We start from the raw sequence: 22949 nt of genomic DNA on the forward strand, positions 1-22949 counted from the left end.
AAAGGTTCATCTCCACAACTTTGAAATTTGTAAAAACAACCTCTGGGAAGTAATATCCCTTGATTTTTGCTGAAAACTCCAACTTCACCATCTTTGCCAAAAAACCTGGCTTTTCCTGCTAAAACAACAAAAGTATGATCTTCACCTGGATGAGAGTGCAGAACATTTTCTCCCCCTTGAGCGTAACATTTAATTCTCACGCTCATTAAATCAGTTTTTGCCAAGGTGTAGTCACTTCTTCCTTTGCTCAAAAGTTGAGTTTTGAGTTGAAATACTTGAGGCTCTGGATCTTGAGCTAAAGGTTTTTCTGTCAATTCTTGATTGGAATCTATCATAGGCGCTTTTTGGTATATTATACTACTACTGCACTAAACAATATAGTAGTATTTGATAGGCAATTGATTTGTATTTTTACTAATTATATTCAGTTTTCCTGGCTGATCAACTTTTGTACCTTGCCTGATTTGTTTTATGAGGTGAGGACAAGAATAATCCAAAATCCACAATTAAAACAACCACAGCCAAACAGGCAAAGTGAATAAAAATATGAGAGTACCTAATGCTAGTGCCGTGACACTCAAATCTTTGTCCAGGTTAAAATTTTCAGCAATGACTAATGTGGAAAATGCAGGTGGCATTGCCATTTGTAGAACAATTACTTCTATGGTGTTGGTCGTTAAACCTAAAAATGGTAAGACCGTAGATAAAATTAGGGGAACAAGTAGCATTTTTATCCCTACACTTATCCCTGCCCACCGGAGATTCTGCCAATAATTGATGTGACTCAAGCGCATTCCAATTAATACTAGGGATAAGCTAAGACTAGTCCATGCTAATCCTTTCAGACTTAAATCTATTACTTGAGGTAAAGGAACTTGTTGAAATAGTAATCCAAATCCAAAACCCCATAGAGGCGGATTGATGAGAAATGTTTGCCAAAATCGTGGTTTTGTTTGACTGTTATGACCAAAGTGAGTAGCTAATATTACACCAGAACCGAAAGTGGCAAATAGGGAGCCTAAGAGATCGTAAAATAATGCCCAGGCAAAATATTGTGTGCCTAAAAGGGTGAGAATCACAGGATAACCAATAGCACCTGTATTCCCCACCATTGATGCTAATAATATACTGCCCCTGGTCTTTTTCGGAGGTTTGGCATTTGTCCAGAAACTTTGTCCTTGGATTAGCAGCCAAGCGAAACAGATTCCCAACAAAGTTGCAGTATGAGCGATCGCAGGTGCAATCCAAATTGGTCCTGATAAGTCAGTTTGGCGCAAAAAAGAGACTATAGTTATCGGTATCCCAACCCAGAATAAGAATTGTGCCAAGCGGGTGGTAAAGATGGGGGGCAGTTTGCGTGCCAGAAAAAATCCTAATAGGACTAATAATATTAACCTTGCGTATAATTCTAGGATATTTACCAAAATTAGACCTGCAAATCTAGATGTAAAATGATACCTATTGTATTGCGTTTATTTGTGTCCAGACTACAATCGGTTATGGTTATTACAAACAAGCAGGAGTCGATCTTTGAATAACGCTGAGTTCCCCGGAAAACCGCAAAATTCAATCCCTGCATCCAATGACGATATTCCAGTGGCTTTACGCGATACTCCTGATGTCAAATCTCAGGTACGCATTCACCCAAGTATATTGTTCATGGGAGGCATTGCCGGGTTTATTATCTTAGCAATAATTAGTGGTTTTTTATTTGCTCTTACTTCACCAAAAACAACTACTACTTCTCAATTTTCTTCTACTAATTCTTCTACTAATAATAATGGGACGAAAAAATCTCCATCCAATGGTTCTGTAAAATCCCAGACTCCTCAGGATGAGATTTTAGGACATATGGCATATAAAGAAGCTCCCAAGTCAGAATTAGTGAGAATTCCTGGGAATAAGCAGATAATCATGCGAAAGGCTGCGGCGAAACAGTTTCAGGCAATGGCAGAGGCTGCCAAGAAACAAGGGGTAAATTTAGTTCCCATATCTGGCTTCCGCACTGTTGAACAGCAGAAAGCATTGTTTTTTGGTATTGGTGCCCAACGCAATCAAAGACCGGCTCAAAGAGCTGCTGTCAGTGCTCCTCCCAATTACAGTGAACACCATACTGGTTATGCAGTAGATATTGGTGATGGGAAAGTGCCCGCAACCAATCTCAGTACCAACTTTGAAAAAACTCCAGCATTTCAATGGTTAGAAGCCAATGCTGCCCGTTATAGCTTTGAGTTATCCTTTCCTAAAGGGAATTCCCAAGGTGTCAGTTATGAACCTTGGCACTGGCGATTTGTTGGGGATCCCCACAGTCTAGAAACTTTCTATAAATCAAAAAATATTAAACCCGATCTAAATTAAGAGTAGGGGACTCTCTATCTTATTTTTTCGCATCAGGTTGCTTATATTTACCGGGATATTTTTTTTGAAAATATTTTTCCATAATTTCTAACACCATAGGCCCAGCAACGCTACCTCCCCCACCACCAGAGTGTTCGGCAAAAGCAACGATCGCAATTTCTGGTTTATTGATTGGAGCATAGCCACCAAACCAAGCATGATTTTGCTTAACACGCCTTTTACCAACTTCTTTCCATGCTTCTGCTGTACCGCTTTTACCCGCATTGGGAGGAATTGTCGGTTTATCCATCACTCTACCAGTACCCTCTGTAACTACCATTCTCAGTCCTTTACGCAGAACCTCGATGGTTGAGGGTTTTAAATTCAGGGATTGGCGATCGCTTTTAGCTTGGGTATCGTTTTTCAGTAAATGTGGTTTGACCAGATAGCCCCCATTTGCAGGTACGGAGAACATCACAGCCACCTGTAAGGGTGTGCTTAATAATGCTCCTTGTCCAATGGACATATTGATGGAATCCCCCGCTGTCCAAGGCATTTTCCACCTTTTTCTTTTCCAAGACTCATCGGGGACAAAACCTTTAGCTTCGTTAGCTATTTCAATGCCTGTGGGTTGACCAAATCCATATTTACGAGTCCAATTAATTAAAGTTTTGCCTCCTACTGCCCTACCAATTTGGTAGAAAAATGTATCGCTACTCATAGCCATTGCTTTGGTAAATCCAATGCGCCCAAATCCAGCGTGGTTCCACTCTCCAAATGTGACTCCACCAACGGTAAGAGAAGGATAGGTTTGCAATATGGTTTTGGGGGAAAATTTACCTGATTCTAAACCCGCAGTAGTGGTGACTATTTTGAAAGTACTGGCAGGAGGAAAAGAACTGAGGGCACGATTCACTAGTGGATAATCCTTGCCCATTAGTATATTTTTTAACTTCTTCGGATCTGGTCTTTGCTGGGAAAAAATATTGGGATCGAAGGTAGGATGGGACACCATAGCCAGAACGTCCCCATTATTGGGATCTATGGCAACAATGGCACCATTGCGACCAGTTAATGCTTTTTCTGCGGCCTTTTGCACATCTAAATCCAGGGTTAGCTGCAAATCTTGACCGGATTTTGCTTGCTTTTCCCCTAACACTCGAATGGGTCTTCCCTTCCGATCTACCTCAACTTGTTGACCACCCCATTCACCTCGTAATATTTTTTCATATGCCTTTTCTATCCCCTTTTGACCGATAACGTCTCCTAGTCGATAGCCTTCTTTTTTCTTCTTGGCTAATTGTTCGGCGGTGAGTTCCCTGGTATATCCGAGTACATGGGCAAATTCCTTGCCGTGGGGATAGTAACGTACAGCTTCTGTATGAATTTCCACATCCTTAAGTTCGCTTTCATACTCCTTTAAGGCGGTGATTTGCTCTACACTGAGGTCACGGGCAATCCGGACTAAAGCTAGGGTGTTATAACCAGTTTCCTCTAATTTTTTCTCGATTTCGGCTTGGGGAATTTGCAAAATTTTCGCGAGTAGGGGCCCAGCTTTTGACCATGCAGCTTTGGTGTGAGCCATAGGCCACAAGTATACAGAATGGGGATAACGAGTAGTTGCTAACAGCTTACCATTGCGATCGAATATGTTACCTCTTTCAGGCTGTTTGAGGATTGTCCTCACCCGATTTGCCTGAGCTCTCTGGCGATATTTAGACCCTTCTAACAATTGCAGGTATGCTAACCGAGAGGTAATAGCTCCCATAATTAATAGAGTAAATAGAATGAAAAATATGGATTGAGAATATCTACCAACAGTACGGGGATCTTTTTTGCTACCCAGATAAAATGATTGTAATAACGCCATAAGACAAAAAATAATTCAAATTAGTATTATCTATATACGATACAGTTCTCAAACTACCCGGTATTAAGTATAAATAAGCTGGGAACTATATCTGACATAAATTACAATAAACTTAAATAGTTTATGTATTTAATTACGTCGGGTGCATAGTTGAAACACGATATTATTACTGACATAGCCTCTAGTTATGACTCAAATTATCACCCAGGATCAGGGAGAGCAAGTGGCTTTTGAGTCCCTTGATGTGGAATTACATAATATTTTTAAATTTTTTCACCAAGAACCAGCAGTGCATGGCATTGACTTAGCTGTCAAAACCGGGGAATTCTTCAGTATTTTAGGACCTTCTGGTTGTGGTAAGACTACTACCTTACGCCTAATTGCGGGTTTTGAGTCAGCAGATGCTGGAAAGGTGATTATACAAGGTCGGGCAATGACCAATGTCCCTGCTTATAAGCGACCAGTCAATACAGTATTTCAAAGCTATGCCTTGTTTAACCACCTAAATGTGTGGCATAACATTGCTTTTGGTCTGAAAATGCAAAAAATCAGCCGTAAAGATTTGGAAATTAGGGTGCAAGCAGCTTTAGAATTGGTGAGAATGGAAGGGCTGCGATCGCGTTTTCCCCATCAACTTTCTGGAGGACAACAGCAACGGGTGGCTTTAGCCAGGGCTTTAGTTAATCGTCCGGCGGTGGTGTTGTTGGATGAGCCATTGGGGGCGTTAGATTTAAAACTGCGTAAGGAAATGCAGATGGAGTTATCGAATTTACATAAAGAGTTGGGTTTGACCTTTATTATGGTGACTCATGATCAGGAAGAAGCTCTGTCTTTATCTGATCGCATTGCTGTCATGAATCGTGGCAAAATTGAACAAGTTGATACACCAAGCAAGATTTACAACCATCCCCAAACCGTATTTGTAGCTGATTTTATTGGCGATACTAACTTATTTCCCGGTGAGGTGGTGGAGAGAGACAATCAAGGGGTGAAAATTATCACCAAAACGGGACTTTCGTTAGTAGTGGCTCGTCAAAAGAATACACCACATGAATTACTAGAAAAAGTTGTGGCGAGTATTCGCCCAGAGAATATCCAGCTTTCTATTTACAGACCAAGTGTCCAACATAATTGTTTTGAAGGTCGTTTGGTGAATGTGATGTATTTAGGTACCCATATAAACTACGTAGTAGAATTAAAAAAGGGTATAAAAATTAATGTTTTGCAGCCCAATACATTTGGTAGTTTACCTGATGCTGAAACTCCTATTTATGCTTGGTGGTCAGAGGCTGATGCTTTAGTTTTACCTAGTAGGGAAGAGTGATGGAGTGATGGGGGAATATAGCCCTACGGGCAAGTAATAAATAAGTAATAAGTAATAAGTAATAAGTTTACTTTTCATCGTTTTGGTGCTTAAAAAATATCCTAACGTGCTTTGGTAGTGCTACATATAGCAATGGACATATTGGTTAGGATAATATTGTTTTAACCAAAAACTGCCAACTAAAAACTAACAACCACCAACTAACAACTAACAACTAACAACTATCAACTTAAAATGTAAATTTGTATGATAAATAGAAGAAAATTTTTACAGGGATTGGCGGCAATTACTGGCTTATCTTTAAATAGTTGTGGTTGGAAATTAGCTGATGTAAGAACTACTTCTAGGATTCAGGGTTCCCGCGATCGCCTTGATATTTATACTTGGACTCAATATAGCGATCAAAAGGTGATGAAAACCTTTACTACGCAAACTGGAATCAAAATTGTGGCAGATGTGTATGATTCCAATGAGTTTATGTTAGCTAAATTAAGAGCAGGAGGAGGAGGAAGTTACAGCATTATTTATCCATCTGATTATATGGTACAAAAGATGGTTGAATTGGGGCTGTTAAAACAAATAAATCATCAAAAAATTAGGGGATTAGATAATTTATTTCCCCAATTTAAAAATCCTACCTATGATGCAAATAATAAACATAGTATTCCTTTTTCTTGGGGCACTACAGGTTTTATTTATAATTCAGAAATTTTAAAAAAACCACCAGATGATTGGGATTATCTTTGGCAAAATCAAGAGATTTTAAATAAGCGCATGACATTGCTTAATGATATCCGGGAAGTGATGGGAGGTGTGTTAAAAATGTTGGGTTACTCCTATAATTCCCAAGATGAAAAGGCTGTCAAGCAAGCTTATGAAAAATTAAAGGAACTCAAAGGTGCGATCGCGGCTTTTGATACGGATGCTTGGCGCAATCAAATTTTGACTGGAGATTTGCTGTTGGCTATGTGTTATTCCGGAGACGCGGTGAATATTATCAAGGAAAATTCTAAGTTCAAGTATGTGATTCCTCAGAGTGGTTCTTCCCTATGGACTGATACCATTACCATACCTACAACCTCTGCAAACATTGATGGTGCTTACGCTTGGATCAATTTTATCTTGCAGCCAGAAATAGGAGCAAAAATGAGCGATCGCTTGGGGATTGCTACTCCTAATCAAGCAGGGTTTGAACTTTTACCCAAGGAAGTACAAAATAATACTACTTTGTTCCCACCCCAATCGATTATTGATAAATGCGATCGAATTACGCCTTTAGGTAAAATTGAAGAGCTTTATGAACGCTATTGGACTGAATTAACTAGTAGTTAATCTGAAGATTCAGACGCAGATAACTTGGTAATTGCATTTTTCATTGCTTGTTTCATTGTTGCTTCTGGCATCAGATTAATCAAATGTTCTCTTTGTTTCAGTAATAACTCTTTAAATGAAATTTCTTTGTTAGCTTCTGTTAAAATAACTTGCTGGATCAATTCGATTTGTTGTTTAACTGTGGGTGCAACAATTCCTTCTGTTTGAAGTTTATCTAAAATATTTTGAGCAATATTAGCTATTTTATCAGGATTATTCTTATGAGTCACTAAATTGCGGATTTGCTCAGAGGCTTCATGATAGTCAATATTCCCTGAACCAGCTAAATTTTTAATTTGACTTCCACTAATGATAAAACTATTGCCAAACGGCTTCTTGCTTAAGTCTTTTAAAGCTTCAGATTGATTCCGAGAAACTTCTAAAATTTCATCATATCTCTGTTCTATTAATTTAATTTCTTGAGCTTTCGCTTCTAACTGTAATTTTATATTATCAATAGTTTCATTGAGACGCTTTTCTACTTCTGGTTTTAAATAATTTTCATTATAACTGACTTTAACAATCCAGTAATCACCCCGTTTCTCAACTCCTTTAAATTCTGGTTTAGTAGTTATGGTGCAATCGTAGAATGGCTCAAAGTTGAACATGGTTTAGAGATTAAATATGCAACAGTTTACTCATTGGTTCGATATAAATTGGGAGCAAAGCTGAAAGTACCACGTCCTCAAAGCCACAAACAAGAGCAAAAGTTAGTATCCTCGTTTAAAAAAACTTGGTCAACTTCTAGATAGTCTGGAGAAACACTTAGCCCAAGAGAAGTGTGTTGTTTATCTGTGTCAGGATGAGACAAGATTAGGATTAAAAACTCTGACGGGAAAAGTGATTACCGCATCTGGAGTTAAGCCAACTGTACCTGTGAAATGGGATAGAGAAACTTTTTGGATTTATGGGGCAATTGAACCATTGACAGGAAAACATTTCCAGCAAGAATATCCCAAACTCAATGGTAAATGTTTTCAACAGTTTCTAGACTGGCTATCCGCGCAATTAGGCTCTGATTATGCAATTTTACAAGTTGATCAAGCCCCTGCACATACTAGTGGTGCAATCAATTGGCCAGAAAATATTATTCCTCTGTTTCAACCACCCCATGCTCCCGAACTCAATCCCATAGAAAGGCTTTGGCAATTTCTCAAAAAAAATCTCAAAAATGAACTCTTTGGTTCTTTGCAAGATTTACGAGAACCCATACAGCAATTGTTTGAGCAGTTAACATTTGAACAGGTCACGTCTATCTCTTCTTATGACTTTATTTTGGAAGCCCTTTTCTATGCAGCTTCACATTAAATTGGTATTAAGGATGAATAATCAATGGTTTAAACAGTGTTACCTATCCCAAGCAAGGGTTAAGGTTAATAAAACATGGGCAAACTAGAATCCCTCTTGGTCAAACTGTAAAGGTATGGTTTAAGTTAGATTGTTTCACCATACCTATGCCGTCAAATTTGAAGTTTGAATCTATTAGAGGGGAGCAGTCAATTATATTCAGGTAGTGGCTATGTCTCAATCCGATTCATCTTCAACAGAAAATATCTTCCATATTTCGCACAGTTCGATTAAAAACCTAGCTGGATCTGGTTCAATTTATGACAATGAAGGAATTGGCGGAGCAGATAAACAGAATTCCCCAACTTCTGCTAGGCAACCAAAAGCACCTACGGTAAGAACCATCCTCTTCTTGGCAGCAAATCCTAAAGATACGGCTCAACTACGCTTGGATGAAGAGGTACGAGAGATCGATGCTAGTTTGCAAAGGGCTAGAGGACGTGATCAATTTGTGCTACAGCAGAGATGGGCTGTACGATCCAGGGATGTCCAACGGGCTATGCTAGACTTCAGACCCCAGATTGTGCATTTTTCTGGACACGGTGCAGAAGAAGGCTTGGTACTGGAGGATAAAACTGGAAAAGCCAAGTTTGTAGACACAGAAGGTTTAGCAGGTTTGTTTAAATCATTCTCAGATTGTGTAGAGTGTGTTGTTCTCAATGCCTGCTACTCAGAAGTACAAGCAGATGCGATCGCTCGGCATATCCCTTACGTAATTGGTATGAATAAAGCGATCGGTGATAAAGCAGCAATTGAGTTTGCGGTGAGTTTGTATGACGCTTTGGGTGTAGGAGAATCGGTTGAATTTGCCTATAAGTTTGGTTGTAGCAATATCCGCATGGCAGGAATTCCGGAACATTTGACTCCGGTTTTGAAAAAGAAGTCCAGCTAAATTCTATAAGTAACGCCTAATGTGAATTAAATAGTGGCTTGTGCTGCCTTAAATGTAAGGAAATTCATGGCAAAACGACGACGTAGTAGCAAACTTAGCGTATCGGAAGCCATCTTTGCTGGAAAGTTGTAGAACCCAGAGGCTCAATCTGAATTGCTAATTCTTCGGCGAGGGTTTCTACAAAACGTCCTATAACTTCCTTATCACGTTCATGTTCGGGAGAAGGAACCATGATTTCTAAATTGCCTTGATTATAGGTAAGGCGCAAGGGACGGTGAGAACTAAGCTCTGATAACAAAGCCTCATAAGTCTGCCAACGAATACCTGAAAGTTGGACTTTTTCAACTAGTGAAGTCAGGGTAGTAGCCATAGCCAAAATTTAGTCAATTTGATTTTTTACCCAATGACGAAAAGTTTTAACTAACTCTAAATAATCTACATCACCAACTTGTTGAAGAAAATTATCAATTTCATCAAGAGGTAAATTGGGGAAAATTGAACTTTCATGAACAACCACATATCCATCTGTTTGTAACTGCATAATTTGGAAAGATTTGCCATTATAAACCCAAACTTCAGGTACACCTAAATCTTGGTATACAGCAAAGCGTTGTTCTGAACTACTGGTAATATCAATTTCCACCACTAAATCTGGTGCTGGCTCTTCATTGGGCTGAAATCTCTTTTTCCCCTTGATTTTATCGATGTTTTTGACATAAAAACATTTATCTGGTTCTGCACCACTCCTTCCCAAACGCTGGAAAGTTGTAGAATCCAGAGGCTCAATCCGAATTGCTAATTCTTCGGCGAGGGTTTCCACAAAACGTCCTATCACTTCCTTATAACGTTCATGTTCGGGAGAAGGAACCATGATTTCTAAATTGCCTTGATTATAGGTAAGGCGCAAGCGACGGTGAGAACTGAGCTCTGATAACAAAGCCTCGTAAGTCTGCCAACTAATGCCTGAAAGCTGGACTTTTTCAACTGCTGAATTCACAGTAGTAGCCATAGCCAAAATTGTAATGAGAGGGAGACAATTAACCTAATTGTAGTCAGCAACTCAACCCTTCACCCCACTACCAGTTTCCGTTGGCACAATATACCCTTGTAAAACCAAAAATACCAAAAATACTGGAACAATAGAAATTACAGAACCAGCCGCCACCAATCGCCAATCTAAGGAGAAAGTTCCCACCAGCTTAGATACACCTAGGGGAAGTGTATATAATGCTTCATCTTGAATAACTATTAATGGCCAGAGAAAATCACTCCAAGAGCCAATAAATACAAATATCCCTAGGGTCACTAATGCCGGACGGATTGCTGGTAACATAATATGCCACCACAAGCCTAATTCAGAACAACCATCCATCCTAGCTGCTTCTTCCATTTCTTTGGGAACTCCCATAAATGCTTGTCGCAACAGGAAAATTCCAAAAGCGTTCGCCAAATTGGGAAAAATTATCCCCCAATAGGTATTGGTCAATCCCAACTGCACTGTGAGAATATACAGAGGAATCATGACAATTTGAAAAGGGATCATAATAGTCGCAACGATCCCCACAAAAATCCAATCTCGTCCTGGAAATGATAGTCTTGCTAGGGGGTAAGCGGCCAAAGCACACAAGATTAAATTCAAGCTCACCACCAATATTGCTACCAAGGTACTATTTAATAGATATTGGGCAAAAGGTAGAGTTTGCCAAACTTTGACAAAGTTCTCCAGGGTGGGTTCACTGGGTAATAACTGGGGTGGAGATTGGAAGATGTTTTCCGTTGGGGATTTTAAGGAAGTACCTAACAGCCAGAGTAAGGGAAAGAGCATTCCCAGGGAAATAGCTGCTAATAAGCCATACATCCCCACAGTTTGTAAGGGAGAATTGCTGGTTGCGCGAGTCATTTCAGTTGACAGTTGATAGTTGACAGTTGACAGTTCTTGAGTCTAACAATACTGTCCTCACCATTTCTAACCAACAAAAATCTGCTGAATCAGGTGAGAATACCTTGCAATTTAAGTTTAAATCCTAGAAGCACATCTTCTCCAGATAATTCCTTGGGATTCTCGATCAACTCAGTTTTTTGTCTTGGGCGATAGATTTCAACTCGTTGATTCTGGGGATCAATCAGCCAACCTAAACGGGAACTATTATCTATCAAAACATAATGGGAGGGTGAGAACCCTTGAGAGCATCTAAATTAAATAACCCTCTTGTGTCACTTTCGGCAGATAATAATCTAGAGTCCTTACATGATAAGACTTTCACAAAAAGCCTTGATTTAAAGCATTATGTTAGAAAATAAACACTCAAATCCTTGTTCTATCTATGTTTGAGAATTTGGCACCCTGTAAATGCATTTTTAACTCTTCCGCTTAGATGTAGATAGCTTTACATTTGCAAAGTGAGGATGTGTCGCGACAATCTGTGCCACCATTTCTGCACGCGAGGAAACTTTTAGCTTGCGAAATATTCGCTTCAAAGCTTGCTTTACAGAATTTTCGGTAATCCAAAGTTCCTTCCCAATCTGTGCGTTGGTTTGCCCTGAAGCTACCAATTCGACAATCTGTAACTCACGCGGCGTTAATTGATTGGTGTTAAACGATTGATGTGGATGTTCCAGAGTTGCGCTTCGATCCGATCGCACGGTAGCAGTCCAAACAGATATATGCAAACAAATGGCACTCAGATCGGCTAAATCTTGGGTGTTAAAGACAGGCATCGACTTTTCACGGGTACAACCCACTGAACCGACGACTTGACCTCGATGGATAATTGGTCCTGCCATCACATGCCAATGATCCGGACGCGGACAGATTAACTTCCAGACCTTGGGTGTCGTCACCAGTCCCTCATGGGCAGGAGTGTGGCGTTCTGCGATGTAACGCGCTACCGGATTATACTCTGGAGACAGGGCAAGGTTGAGAATGGGCTGAAACCTTGGATTTGCTAAAAGTTGATCGAAGAAAAATATTCCCGATCGCTTAGCAGCAAAGTACTCCCCAATTTTTGGCACAAGGTGCGATCGCAAATTATCTTCATCCTTTGCTTGGTAAATTTCTTCAAATAGTGGCTTCAAGGAAATGGTCATAGGGGTGAAAAGAGTACTCGATCGAGGACTATGCGCACTGGATTGTTATCCCTAGTATAAGAATAGCTTCAATGGCAATCACCACAGGGAGATTAATTTATGACTGACTCACAAAAGTACATTATTGGTTTGGTCTTTTATCCCGGCATGACCTCACTGGATATGGTGGGACCGCATCAAGTTTTTAGTGCGCTGCCCGGTGTCGAATTACATCGGATCTGGAAAACACTAGACCCCATTATTTGCGACGATGGATTGATGATCGTGCCGGATACCACCTTTGCAAATTGCCCGTCCTTAGACGTGATTTGTGTCGGCGGCGGTTTAGAACAGCAGGCAGTAGAAAACGATCCAGAGGTGCTGGAGTTTTTCCGCAAACAAGGGAGCACGGCAAAGTTTGTCACTTCTGTGTGTGGCGGGTCGGAGTTTCTGGCGAAAGCGGGACTACTAAAGGGGTATCGAGCAGCTACCCACTGGGGAATGCGCCAACAACTAATGACACATCTAGGCGTTGAGATGGGCACCGAGCGTGTTGTGGTAGATCGCAATCGAATTACGGGTGGTGGCGTGACAGCCGGGATTGATTTTGGTTTGACGATCGCGAGTATCCTTTACGATGAGGAAACTGCCAAAATCGTTCAATTATTACTGGAGTACGATCCCGCCCCGCCATTTAATGCTGGTTCGCCCGAAAAGGCAGGTTCTGAGATTGTCAATAAAGCAATACTATATATGCAGAAGCTATCAAATTTAGAACTTGCAAAAACAACAAGCTAATAGGGATGGTGTTTTCCCGCAGAATCCGAAAAGACTGGTTGAGTTATTTAGCCAGTCTTTGAGTTTTTTGTCCTGTACTTAGGATAAATCAGACTGGGAAAGACACCCACAGCGCGTTTGTTTCGTGCTGGCTTTATTAGCCCGCAATTTATTGCAGGGCGGGAAAGAACGGCACAGCGAGATTCTCAGGGTAATGTGTTTAACCACTCACTTAAGTAGGTTGGCGTAAAAAATTATCGTTTGGATAAGGCAGGGGGCAGGGAGCAGGGAGCAGGGGGAACAAGGGTTTTAGGCTTATTTACTATTCTTCACATAGTTTGGTTTTATTGTGCCGACTTACTTAATTGACCCACAACATCATTTATTTCCAGGTGGTTTATTGGGGGTAAAGGAGATTGCTTTGACTGCTCCCCTAGCTGAAGGCAAGGGGTTCTAAGTAAGTTATTCAGTTTAACCACAAATCTTGTCTAAAGTAGCAGTAAACCTACGGATAACCGATGCTTGGCAATCCCCATAAAAAAAGATGGTGCATCAAGTACCACCTTTTTTCTATCTTTGGAGATTCGATTGAAAACACAAATATTTAAGAATAAGGTTGCGATAAAAGCTTTTTATCTTGATTCTTCTGGTTTACCAGATGATTATTGTTCTTGAAGACAAGCAAACTTATCGAGGGATGAAAGTTTATTTCAACCGCAAATTTGTGCCAAGGTATTGGTAAAGTCTGGATAGGAAATGCTAGCAGCCTCGGCTCGATGGATAGTAGTTTCACCTTGGGCATTGAGAGCTGCGATCGCTAAACTCATGGCAATACGATGGTCAGTATAACTATCTACATCAGTTCCCCTTAAGGGAGTACCGCCAGTAATTTCCATTCCATCATCTAATTCGGTGACTTTTGCCCCCATTTGGTTGAGTTGCTGTGCCATAACCGCAATGCGATCGCTCTCTTTGACTCGTAATTCTGCTGCATCTTTAATCACCGTTGTTCCTTCGGCAAATACGGCAGCGACAGCCAGGATGGGAATTTCATCAATTAATCGAGGTATAATTTCCCCGGAAATAGTACAGCTTTGTAGGTGACTATGACGTACCCTCAAATCAGCGACTGGCTCCCCAGCTACCTCTCGCTCATTTTCTTTTTGAATATCTGCTCCCATCATCTCCAAGGCTTCTAAAATACCAGTACGGGTGGGATTAATGCCGACATTTGTGATTGATATCTCCGAACCGGGTACAATAGCTCCAGCGACCAACCAAAAAGCAGCAGAACTAATATCACCAGGTACAACTACCTTCTGTCCATATAGTTGATTTCCACCAGTTACAGTTACACTGTTGGTTTCGGGGTCGGTAGTCAGTTCAGCACCAAATGCCTTTAACATTCGTTCGCTATGATCCCGAGACAGGGCGGGTTCAGTTACGGTAGTTTTCCCTTCTGTAAGCAAACCTGCCAAGAGAACACAGGATTTAACCTGTGCTGAAGCAATGGGAGAATGATAATGAGTAGGTTGGAGGGATTTTCCCTGAATTGCCAATGGTGCAAGAGAACCTCCCTTACGTCCCCAAATTTCTGCCCCCATTTGTTGTAAAGGTTTAACAACCCGAGACATGGGACGGGAGCGCAAGGAATTATCCCCAGTCACCGTAAAAAATCGTCCGGGGTGGGATGCTAAAAGTCCCAACATCAACCGCATGGTAGTACCAGAATTCCCAGCATTCAAGACATCTAACGGTTCTTGCAAATTGCCCAACCCAATTCCCTGTACCCGTACCAAATCTGTATTTAATTCGGAAATGCTTGCTCCCATTCCTTGAAAACAACTAGCTGTACTCTGGGGATCTTCCCCTAACAACAAACCTTGAATTTCCGTTTCTCCCTGGGCTATTGCCCCTAGCATTAAAGCGCGATGGGATATGGATTTATCTCCTGGAACCCGAATCTGACCTTGTAAAGATATACCATTAGGAGGTTGTTGAATAACCAAATTTTGAGAGAAGTTCTCTTTAGTTTCTAAGGTAATAACAGAAGCCGACATTAGGATAAACTGGCGTGTGAATGTAATCAAAGTCCAAGAGTGTTATTATTACAATCTTTGACTTCTCAGCCAGTATACTATCGCTTTCACTGACTAAAAATACGACTTTGGTATTGAATTTTATTTTATTTTCTTTACTTTCGTTCTAGCCGACTAATGGTCCTATGCTCACACATCACCGCAAATCCGTGTGCCTTTCCTTGGTTTCCATCGATTTACCTGTTTGGTCTGTACTGGAAACTGCTGCAACATTGTATCAAAAAGACCGGGATCGATTTCATTTATTGTTGACTGCACCACCCCAAAAAAATAACTCTTTGAATATCAGTTTTGCAGAACCACCTGAACCAGGAGTAGACAAAATTCATGGTCCCAGTGGTCCGAGAATCCTCTGGTTAGAAATTTCTCCCTACCGAGTAATTATGACTATGCAAGGGAATTCTCAGTTAAGTTACCGTCATTTTTGGGAAAAAGGGATTTATGGAGTAACTCGCTATTGGCTTCCCAATGAGTCTTTAAAACCCCAACAACCCATTTGTTTGCGTAACTTTACTAATAGTCTGGAATTAATTGGACGTTCGATCCCGGAACATTTAAGGGTAGAATACGAACTCTGGGCAGGGAAAATGCAGTTGGGGCGTTATATCCTCAATTTGGAGGTTAGACATTAAGGAATGGGGATCAAATAATCCCAATTCTCCAAAATAAAGCTACACATGGATAGCAGGGGGCAGGGAGCAGGGAGCAGGGAGCAGGGAGCAGGGGGAGAATGATCTGTAGCCAGGATTTAGAGAAATGGTATAAAGTACAAATCTGATTGTAATTTAATCAATCCAAGTTCCTAACCAAAATAACTGGGTTCATTACCTGGTTTCCATTTAATATTGCAACCAATACTGGGTTTTTGCTCCTTGGTAATTACTTGAACAGCCAATATAGTATCAATAGCATCACGTAAGTCTTTACCAGTTACGGGTTGATTGTTACCAGGACGACTATCATCCAATTGTCCCCGATATACTAGTTGGCGCTCCTGATTAAAAAGGAAAAAGTCAGGGGTGCAAGCTGCGGTATAATTTTTCGCGGTTTCTTGGCTTTCGTCATAGCACAAGGGAAATTTAAAATCTAATTCTGCTGCCATTATTTTTAATAAATCGGGAGCATCACCTGGATAATTATTAACATCGTTAGCACTAATAGCCACGATTCCCAAATCAGTATTTTCGTAATCTTTACCCAGTTGTGCCAATTGTGATTGTACGTGTTTTACAAATGGGCAGTGGCGACAAATAAACATTACCAAAAGAGCTTTTTTATTGGTAAAGCTTGACAGAGAGATTGTTTTACCAGTTGTCACATCTGGCAGGTGAAAATCTGGTGCGGAAGTACCTAAAGGTAACATGGTAGATGTAGTACGAGCCATATTGTATGTCTAGGATTATGTTGACTATTTGCTAATACGTCTGGTATTAATTGACTACTGAAACCCTTGTAACAGTGTCTATACTCTCCAAATTATGATTTGGGAAAAAGTTCAAAACCCCTGTGCGACAAGAGTCGTTTTTTATTCACACAATGCGTTGCTAATATAATAATTTATTTGACTGCTCCCCTGCCTGAAAGTGAGGGGATTCTAAAAAGATGGGAAACCACAGGCTAAAGCCTGATTAATTTTGGTTGTATTTGCCTGTGCCCGTTTTCACTTCATAATTAACTATTTCGACAGTACTAGATTGGGATTGGGATACTTTAGCTCCAGTAAAATCACGTAATAAACCCATTAACGCAGGGACAACTGTAGGTGTCAAAATTGTCGAAAAAGCTAAACCTCCAGTCAGAACAATTCCCAATCCTTGATATAGTTCCGCACCTTTTCCAGGGACAACAGCTAGGGGTAACATGCCAATGACACTGGTTGCTGCGGACATAAAAATGGGTCGTAAACGGTCTTTAACTGCTAAATATAGAGAATCATCGTATTTCTTCCCTTCTTGCTGTAATTGTAGGGAGCGATCAACTAATAAAATTGCATTGTTGACCACTATCCCCGTTAAAATTACAAATCCCAACCCTGTAATCATATCCAAGGGAACCACTACACCGGGAATAGAATTGGCGAGTATTAAACTTAACAGTGCCCCTGATATTCCCATGGGTACTGTGACCATAATTAAAACAGGGAAGGTAAAGGAGCGATAGAGGGCGACTAGGAGTAAGTAGGTGATAACCAGGGATAAAACAAAGGTAGAGCCTAATTGAAATAAGGTTTCCGATAATACATCTGCGGAACCCGCAAGTTCGACGCGGAAACCAGATGGTAAAGATGCACGCAAAGGTGGAAGAATTTCCGCTTCCGTTTGGTTGATTAAAGCGCCCAAGGGGGCTTCCCTAGAGATACTGGCGGTGATGGTAATGGAACGTTCCAAATCAACGTGATTGATGGTATCTGGTCCGGTGGTTTCCACCACATCTGCCACATCTGCCAATTGTACCTGCTGACCATTACCGATATACAGGGGTAATTGACGCAACTGTTCTGGGTTTTTGACGGAGGTATTTTCTAATTCCACTGTCACATCTAATTCCCGCTTCCCATCGGTAAATTTGGAGGCTCGTAAACCCCCTAATGCTGCTTCTACCATTGACCCCAGTTCCCTTTCTGAAAGTCCTACTTCTGCCAAACGGGTACGATTGGGAACTACTTGTAGTTCTGGCGCGCCAGTGATGAAGTTAGAACGAACATTTTGCACTCCATTTAATCTCCGTAATTTGGGTATTAACTGCTGTTGCAATTTATGCAATTCTTCCAGATCTTGACCGATAATATTAATTTCAAATTCCTTACCAGGATCGCGGAAAATTGAAGCCCGAATGGGAACCATAAATCGATAACCAGGGAAATTTGCACCGGCTCGACGCAGCCTAGCAACCATGCTGTCCATAGTATTACCCGTAGCTAATTCTGGTTTAACAAAAGCCGCGATCGTTTTTAAACCTGGTCTTTGGATGTACAGAGTCCGCATTACTTCTGGTTGCTGGCTGACAAAATTCCTTGGTTCCTGGGAAAGATTGATGGCTTCCGGTATACTTGTGCCAGGAAAGGGTTCTGCTAACCACAATACTAAGTTACGATTTCCTTCGGGTAAGTAATCAACTGGGGGAAGTAGTTGGAAACTTACAAATATTAGGATAATGGGAATTGCCAGGACAACGAAACGTCTACCCTTGCGTTTTCTTCCCAAAGACCAACTGACACTCTTGAGTAATATTTGTTCTAATCGCCGTTGGAAAAATAGGAAGGTTTGAGATATACGGGAAACGAAGAGATTTAACCAAGCAAATATTGTTTTCCTGGGCTGGGGATTAAGAATAATCCGGTCTGATGCTAACTCCAAGGGATTGATAGTAGTACTATTATTCCCCATTCCTTGCAACATATTCTCAGCTTCGTCACGGTTGAGGAATAACCCCGATAACATGGGGACTAGAGTCAAAGCCGCAAACAGGGAAAATAAGACAGAAGCAGACAACCCAATCCCAATATCAACAAATAATTGTCCCGCTTCCCCCGTCACCAAGACAATGGGTGCAAATACAGCCACAGTGGTTAAAGTTGAAGCCAGCATTGCTCCCCCAACCTCTTCCGTCCCTTCAATGGCAGCCTTAACAGGTGATTTACCCTGCTGCATGTGGCTAAAAACGTTTTCTAGGACAACAATAGCATTATCTACTACCATCCCCACTGCAAAGGCTAGACTAGCTAAACTGATCACATTTAGCGATCGCCCCAATGCCATAAATACGATAAAAACTGTAATTAGGGTGCTGGGGATGGTAATTGCAATCACTGCTACCGTCCGCAGAGAACCAAGAAACAGTAATAAAATTATTGCCGCTAGAATCGCTCCCGCAGTTAAATTTCCCTGGACAAAGGAGATCGAATCATTGATATAGTTATTCTCATCATAGGTAATATCAAAGGTAATCCCTTCATTTTCTCGGTCAAAGCGTGCTTCTAACTCCACCAAAGCCTGACGAATTCCCTGGGAAATCTTGGGAACATTACCACTAGTTTGACGAATAATCCCCACCCCAACCGCAGGTTCATTATCCCGGAGCAAAGCCCTGTCTTGAATTTTTCTACCGATTCTGGCTTGAGCCACATCCCGTAAAAATACGGTTCCCGACTCGTCACGGCGTAACACAAAATCTTCCAGTTGTTTAATATTAGTAGAACGGCTAATTGTCCTGACCCGATATTCCCGTCTTCCTAACACCAAAGGACCACCGCGAATATCCCGGTTATTGCTACGTAGACCATTGACAACATCACCAATTGTCAAATTCCGGTCAGATAAAGCCTTGGGGTCAACAATTATCTCCACTTCCCGCTCCAAACCACCGGAAACGAGAAACTGACCAACTTCCTGGACTTGTCGGAATCGGGGGACAATCACATCATCCAGCAAATCCCGGTAATGGTTAATATCAGCAGTAAAACCGGGTTTGGGAGTGAGAATCACCCACATCATTGGTCTACTGCTACCGCTAACCACCTCCACGTCCGATTCTCCCGCTTCTTCTGGGAGAGCTTCCACTTGTTGCAGCTTATTTAAGACATCAACCAAACGCTGATTGATATCACTATTCCATTCAAACTCCAAATTAATACTACTGACACCCGCAGAACTACGACTGGTGATTTCTTGAATCCCTTGCACCTCTTCCAGTCGTTCTTCAATGGGACGGGTAATTAAATCCTCAACTTCATTGGGACTTGCACCGGAATAGGTTGTTGAAATGGAAATCTCTGGACGTTCTCCTCCCGGTATTAACTCTAAAGGTAAATTTAACAGAGACAAAGCCCCGAATAGGGCGAGGATACAAAATAATACAAAGGTTCCGTGTCGCCAACGAACGGCGGTTTTGATTAAGCTCATGATGTTATTGTTGATAGTTGGTGGTTGTTAGTTGTTGGCTGTTGGTGGTTGGTGGTTGGTGGTTGTGGGTTGGTGGTTGGTGGTTGTTATTTGTTAGTTCGCTTGGTGAAGGAATTGAGATAAGCATTTAGTTGTGGTGATAAATCATCTATAAGATGCTTTAGTCCAGCTATTTGTTCTGATGTCAAGAGATTGCGTCTGTAAGCTAGTCTGAGCCAATGTCTAGTTTTATTTAAAGAGCCTCTAGCAATCTTCACAAAGCGTTGATTATCTTTTAGGTTGTGACGACCATTACCTTCCGCAATATTGGCTCCTATGCTGTCCGCCGAACGAACAATTTGCTTACCTATAGTATCTTTGGCAAACCAATCCCACTCCATTACCACCAGCCAAATCTCATTTGCGAGCTTTTCCGCCAATTGATAAACCCTTAAACTCTCAAAATTTGCCATCCACCCATCCTCCCCTATCAATCACTAACCATCAACTAACTTGACAGCTGCCCCATCCTTTAAACCATCTCCACCTTGCAAAACTACAGACTGACCTGGCTGCAAACCGGTACCAGAAATTGCCACTTTTTCACCCATATCTGCAATCATTTCCACTGTAATTTTCTTGGCTTTACCGTCTTCTACAGCAAACACTAGCCATTGATTACCCCTGCGAGTCAGAGCATCACGGGATACAACTAAACCTTGATTCTGATTACCTAATTCTAAATTCCCTGTAACTGCCATACCGGGTAATAAACCTGAGGGCGGTGTATCAAGTCTTATCCTTACTCGTTGCCTTCTCGATGCCGTATCAGCAGAGGGAACCACACCGCTAATGGTGGCATTTTCCCGCCATTGAGGCAAAGCACGGGCAATTAATTCCACCCTCATCCCTGGTGTGACTTGACCGCTAATTTTTTCTGGCAATTCCAAGAAAATATCTAATCTATCCCCTGCAATTAAATTAACTATTTCACTATTACTTTCTACGTAATCCCCCGGACTCACCTTTCTTTGGGAAACTACACCACCGGAAACCGCACGGATACGAGTCCTGTCTAAGGCTAACTTCGCCTGATTTACAGATGCGATCGCAGCTGCAACATTTGCCTGTTGAGCGGCGATTTCTTCCCTCGTCGGACCAGCTTTGGCTTCTGCTAATTCCGCTTCCGCAGCTAATCTGGCTCCCCTGGCATCATCAACCGCAGTCCGAGCCTCTACTAATAATCTCTCAGCGATCGCTCCTTGTTTGACTAATTCAGTGCGACGTTCTAGGTTATCTATGGCTTCCCGTTCCCTTGCTTGGGCTGAACTAACCGTAGCTTGACGTTGAGCAATAATCTCTGGGCGTGTACCCACTTCTAACCGCGCCAGTTGATTGCGCTGCTGTGCAAGTTGGGCTTGGGCTTGAGTTAATGCCAATTTTTGGTCAGTATCATCTATGACAGCGATTAATTTTCCAGGACTGACCTGATCACCTGCTTGCATCAGCACTTGTTTAATCACTCCCTCCGTCTGGGAACGGATAGTAGCTTGCTGTGGTGATTCTACTTGTCCTAAAAGCTGTATTTTCTGTCTCGTATTTCCACTATTCAAATTTGTCACTTTTACTGCTTTTGGGGGAGGAGCCTTGGCAGCAACCGCAACTGGTTCACTGGTTTGTAATGTTGAGGAAAACATTTGCCACAGAGTAACTCCGTTAATTGCGACAGAAATAATCAACAAAGTCCACAACCATGATTTTGGAGGTCTTTCTGGTTCTGGGGTATTCTCTATTACATCTGTTTCATTGTTTTCTCGAAAATTATCTGTTTGATTCTCTACAGTTGTATCTGACGGTGTAGACTCTTGCATGACTTTATATATCTTAATCTTTTGGAGGACAAACAAATAATCTGAAACCAACATTTATACTAGTTGGTATGTCATATTGAAAAATATCAAACTACAAAGTAGCCGTTTATAGACCTAAAATCCTGAGTATTCCTGGCTGCAAATCATTTTTGATGATTTGCAAATCATTTTTAACCCTTGCTAATATCAATACACCTTGAATAAATTCATACATATAACGGGCTAAATCTTCAGCATTCACTTCTTTACTAATTAGGTTTTCATGTTGGGCATCATTAATTAAGGAAATAAAATACTTGAGTATATTTTCAACAGTACTGACAGCAAGTTGTTTGAGTTGTTTCTCCTGGGTATTTTGTCCACTGGAGATAAATGGACAACCCAGAACATGACCAGTCTGCAATTCCCGCATCTGTTGCTTAGAAATTAGCATCTGACAATATAAATCAACTCTTTCTAAGGGTGTATTTTGGGATGAAAATACCCTATCCATTTCTAGACGAATTTGTTGCCAATATTCTCTAAATGCGGCGGTAACTAAATCTGCTTTCGATTGAAAATAATGATAAAAAGCACCTTTTGTTACTCCTGCTTGTTCACAAATTTGAGCAATTCCCACAGACTCATAGTTATTTTCCCAGATTAGATTTAAAGCTGTTTCTAATAGTTTTTTTCTAGTTTCTTTAGTCTCTACATTCACCAATGTTGTCATTTTAATTGTTTGATTTATGCAAATAGTCCATTTTAGTGACACGGGGGCGTAAATCCCGACAAAATTGAGGGATTTTGATTTTACGCCTTGTGTCTCTGGTAAATACTGAAATATTAAACTATATCCCTATTTTACATACCAAGCAGTATGTAAACAAGAGTAAATATTTATTGCAATGATAGTAATATACCTATGCAATCTCAAAGATTGGATATGTGGCAGTCGCCATTATGCTTAGGACGTTTTTCAGTTGATAGTTGATAGTTGATAGTTGATAGTTGATAGTTGTTAGTTGATAGTTGTTAGTTGGTGGTTGGCGGTTGGTGGTTGGTGGTTGTTAGTTGATGGTTGACAGTTTTTGAGTAGAACAATATTGTCCTAACCGATATGTCCATTGCTATAA

General features: G+C 41.0%; 22 protein-coding genes. 7 read left to right on the top strand and 15 right to left on the bottom strand.

The features are described from left to right. Nucleotides 1-335, bottom strand: a 335-nt coding sequence (locus CALSC_RS10750) for a cupin domain-containing protein (protein ID WP_088241365.1), incomplete at its 3' end; no start/stop codon positions are given. 171 nt (nt 336-506) lie between these two features. After that, on the bottom strand, nt 507-1424 hold the full coding sequence (locus tag CALSC_RS10755; protein WP_088241346.1) for an AEC family transporter: 918 nt from the start codon (nt 1422-1424) through the stop codon (nt 507-509). A 106-nt stretch (nt 1425-1530) separates the two neighbouring features. Here CALSC_RS10755 and CALSC_RS10760 point away from each other — a divergent pair, with 106 nt between their 5' ends. After that, nucleotides 1531-2358, top strand: coding sequence for a M15 family metallopeptidase (locus CALSC_RS10760; RefSeq protein ID WP_088241347.1), 828 nt, complete (start codon nt 1531-1533; stop codon nt 2356-2358). A gap of 19 nt (nt 2359-2377) precedes the next feature. Here CALSC_RS10760 and mrdA read toward each other — a convergent pair whose 3' ends face one another. Then, nucleotides 2378-4207, bottom strand: coding sequence for a penicillin-binding protein 2 (gene mrdA / locus CALSC_RS10765; protein WP_088241348.1), 1830 nt, complete (start codon nt 4205-4207; stop codon nt 2378-2380). A 187-nt stretch (nt 4208-4394) separates the two neighbouring features. On the opposite strand from mrdA, the gene CALSC_RS10770 reads away from it, so the two are divergent. Further along, entirely contained in the window at nt 4395-5531 is a 1137-nt protein-coding gene (locus CALSC_RS10770; RefSeq protein WP_088241349.1) for an ABC transporter ATP-binding protein, read from the top strand. A 246-nt stretch (nt 5532-5777) separates the two neighbouring features. Continuing rightward, nucleotides 5778-6863, top strand: a complete 1086-nt coding sequence (locus CALSC_RS10775) for an ABC transporter substrate-binding protein (RefSeq protein ID WP_088241350.1) — start codon at nt 5778-5780, stop codon at nt 6861-6863. Here CALSC_RS10775 and CALSC_RS10780 read toward each other — a convergent pair. Further along, nucleotides 6860-7510 carry a hypothetical protein gene (locus CALSC_RS10780; RefSeq protein ID WP_088241351.1) on the bottom strand — a complete coding sequence of 217 codons (651 nt, stop codon included), beginning with the start codon at nt 7508-7510 and terminating at the stop codon, nt 6860-6862. The genes CALSC_RS10775 and CALSC_RS10780 overlap by 4 nt on opposite strands. 145 nt (nt 7511-7655) lie before the next feature. On the opposite strand from CALSC_RS10780, the gene CALSC_RS10790 reads away from it, so the two are divergent. Further along, a complete protein-coding gene (locus tag CALSC_RS10790) occupies nt 7656-8210 on the top strand; it encodes an IS630 family transposase (RefSeq protein WP_143288219.1) in 555 nt (184 codons plus the stop codon). 211 nt (nt 8211-8421) lie between these two features. Next, complete coding sequence (locus tag CALSC_RS10795; protein WP_088241353.1) at nt 8422-9141, top strand: CHAT domain-containing protein; 720 nt, start codon at nt 8422-8424, stop codon at nt 9139-9141. 94 nt (nt 9142-9235) lie between these two features. Here CALSC_RS10795 and CALSC_RS10800 read toward each other — a convergent pair whose 3' ends face one another. The 5 genes from CALSC_RS10800 to CALSC_RS10820 form a co-directional block, all read right to left on the bottom strand. Next, complete coding sequence (locus CALSC_RS10800; protein WP_235006757.1) at nt 9236-9511, bottom strand: hypothetical protein; 276 nt, start codon at nt 9509-9511, stop codon at nt 9236-9238. A 9-nt stretch (nt 9512-9520) separates the two neighbouring features. Beyond that, a complete protein-coding gene (locus tag CALSC_RS10805) occupies nt 9521-10150 on the bottom strand; it encodes a Uma2 family endonuclease (protein WP_088241354.1) in 630 nt (209 codons plus the stop codon). A 51-nt stretch (nt 10151-10201) separates the two neighbouring features. Further along, complete coding sequence (locus CALSC_RS10810) at nt 10202-11041, bottom strand: carbohydrate ABC transporter permease (protein ID WP_088241355.1); 840 nt, start codon at nt 11039-11041, stop codon at nt 10202-10204. A gap of 89 nt (nt 11042-11130) precedes the next feature. Further along, nucleotides 11131-11298 carry a Uma2 family endonuclease gene (locus CALSC_RS10815; protein WP_088241356.1) on the bottom strand — a complete coding sequence of 56 codons (168 nt, stop codon included), beginning with the start codon at nt 11296-11298 and terminating at the stop codon, nt 11131-11133. Nucleotides 11299-11499: 201 nt separating this feature from the next. Continuing rightward, entirely contained in the window at nt 11500-12228 is a 729-nt protein-coding gene (locus tag CALSC_RS10820) for a LuxR C-terminal-related transcriptional regulator (protein WP_088241357.1), read from the bottom strand. 99 nt (nt 12229-12327) lie between these two features. Here CALSC_RS10820 and CALSC_RS10825 point away from each other — a divergent pair, with 99 nt between their 5' ends. After that, on the top strand, nt 12328-13005 hold the full coding sequence (locus CALSC_RS10825) for a DJ-1/PfpI family protein (protein WP_088241358.1): 678 nt from the start codon (nt 12328-12330) through the stop codon (nt 13003-13005). A 689-nt stretch (nt 13006-13694) separates the two neighbouring features. Here the strand turns inward: CALSC_RS10825 and aroA are convergent. Next, nucleotides 13695-15044: a 3-phosphoshikimate 1-carboxyvinyltransferase gene (gene aroA, locus CALSC_RS10830; protein WP_088241359.1), complete on the bottom strand. Its 1350-nt coding sequence runs from the start codon at nt 15042-15044 to the stop codon at nt 13695-13697. 164 nt (nt 15045-15208) lie between these two features. Here aroA and CALSC_RS10835 point away from each other — a divergent pair, with 164 nt between their 5' ends. Beyond that, on the top strand, nt 15209-15715 hold the full coding sequence (locus CALSC_RS10835; protein ID WP_088241360.1) for a hypothetical protein: 507 nt from the start codon (nt 15209-15211) through the stop codon (nt 15713-15715). Between the two features lie 170 nt (nt 15716-15885). Here CALSC_RS10835 and CALSC_RS10840 read toward each other — a convergent pair whose 3' ends face one another. From CALSC_RS10840 to CALSC_RS10860, 5 genes are all read right to left on the bottom strand, one after another. Then, complete coding sequence (locus CALSC_RS10840) at nt 15886-16467, bottom strand: thioredoxin family protein (RefSeq protein WP_088241361.1); 582 nt, start codon at nt 16465-16467, stop codon at nt 15886-15888. A gap of 244 nt (nt 16468-16711) precedes the next feature. Continuing rightward, nucleotides 16712-19984 carry an efflux RND transporter permease subunit gene (locus CALSC_RS10845; protein WP_088241362.1) on the bottom strand — a complete coding sequence of 1091 codons (3273 nt, stop codon included), beginning with the start codon at nt 19982-19984 and terminating at the stop codon, nt 16712-16714. An 86-nt stretch (nt 19985-20070) separates the two neighbouring features. Next, nucleotides 20071-20436 (bottom strand): four helix bundle protein, encoded by a 366-nt coding sequence (locus CALSC_RS10850; RefSeq protein WP_088241363.1) that lies wholly within the window; start codon nt 20434-20436, stop codon nt 20071-20073. Between the two features lie 24 nt (nt 20437-20460). Continuing rightward, nucleotides 20461-21834 carry an efflux RND transporter periplasmic adaptor subunit gene (locus CALSC_RS10855; protein ID WP_088241366.1) on the bottom strand — a complete coding sequence of 458 codons (1374 nt, stop codon included), beginning with the start codon at nt 21832-21834 and terminating at the stop codon, nt 20461-20463. A 106-nt stretch (nt 21835-21940) separates the two neighbouring features. Beyond that, a complete protein-coding gene (locus CALSC_RS10860; RefSeq protein ID WP_088241364.1) occupies nt 21941-22546 on the bottom strand; it encodes a TetR/AcrR family transcriptional regulator in 606 nt (201 codons plus the stop codon). Nucleotides 22547-22949: the final 403 nt, after the last annotated feature.

Origin of the sequence: Calothrix rhizosoleniae SC01, from assembly GCF_900185595.1 — a bacterium.
Classification (GTDB): Bacteria; Cyanobacteriota; Cyanobacteriia; order Cyanobacteriales; family Nostocaceae; genus Calothrix_A; species Calothrix_A rhizosoleniae.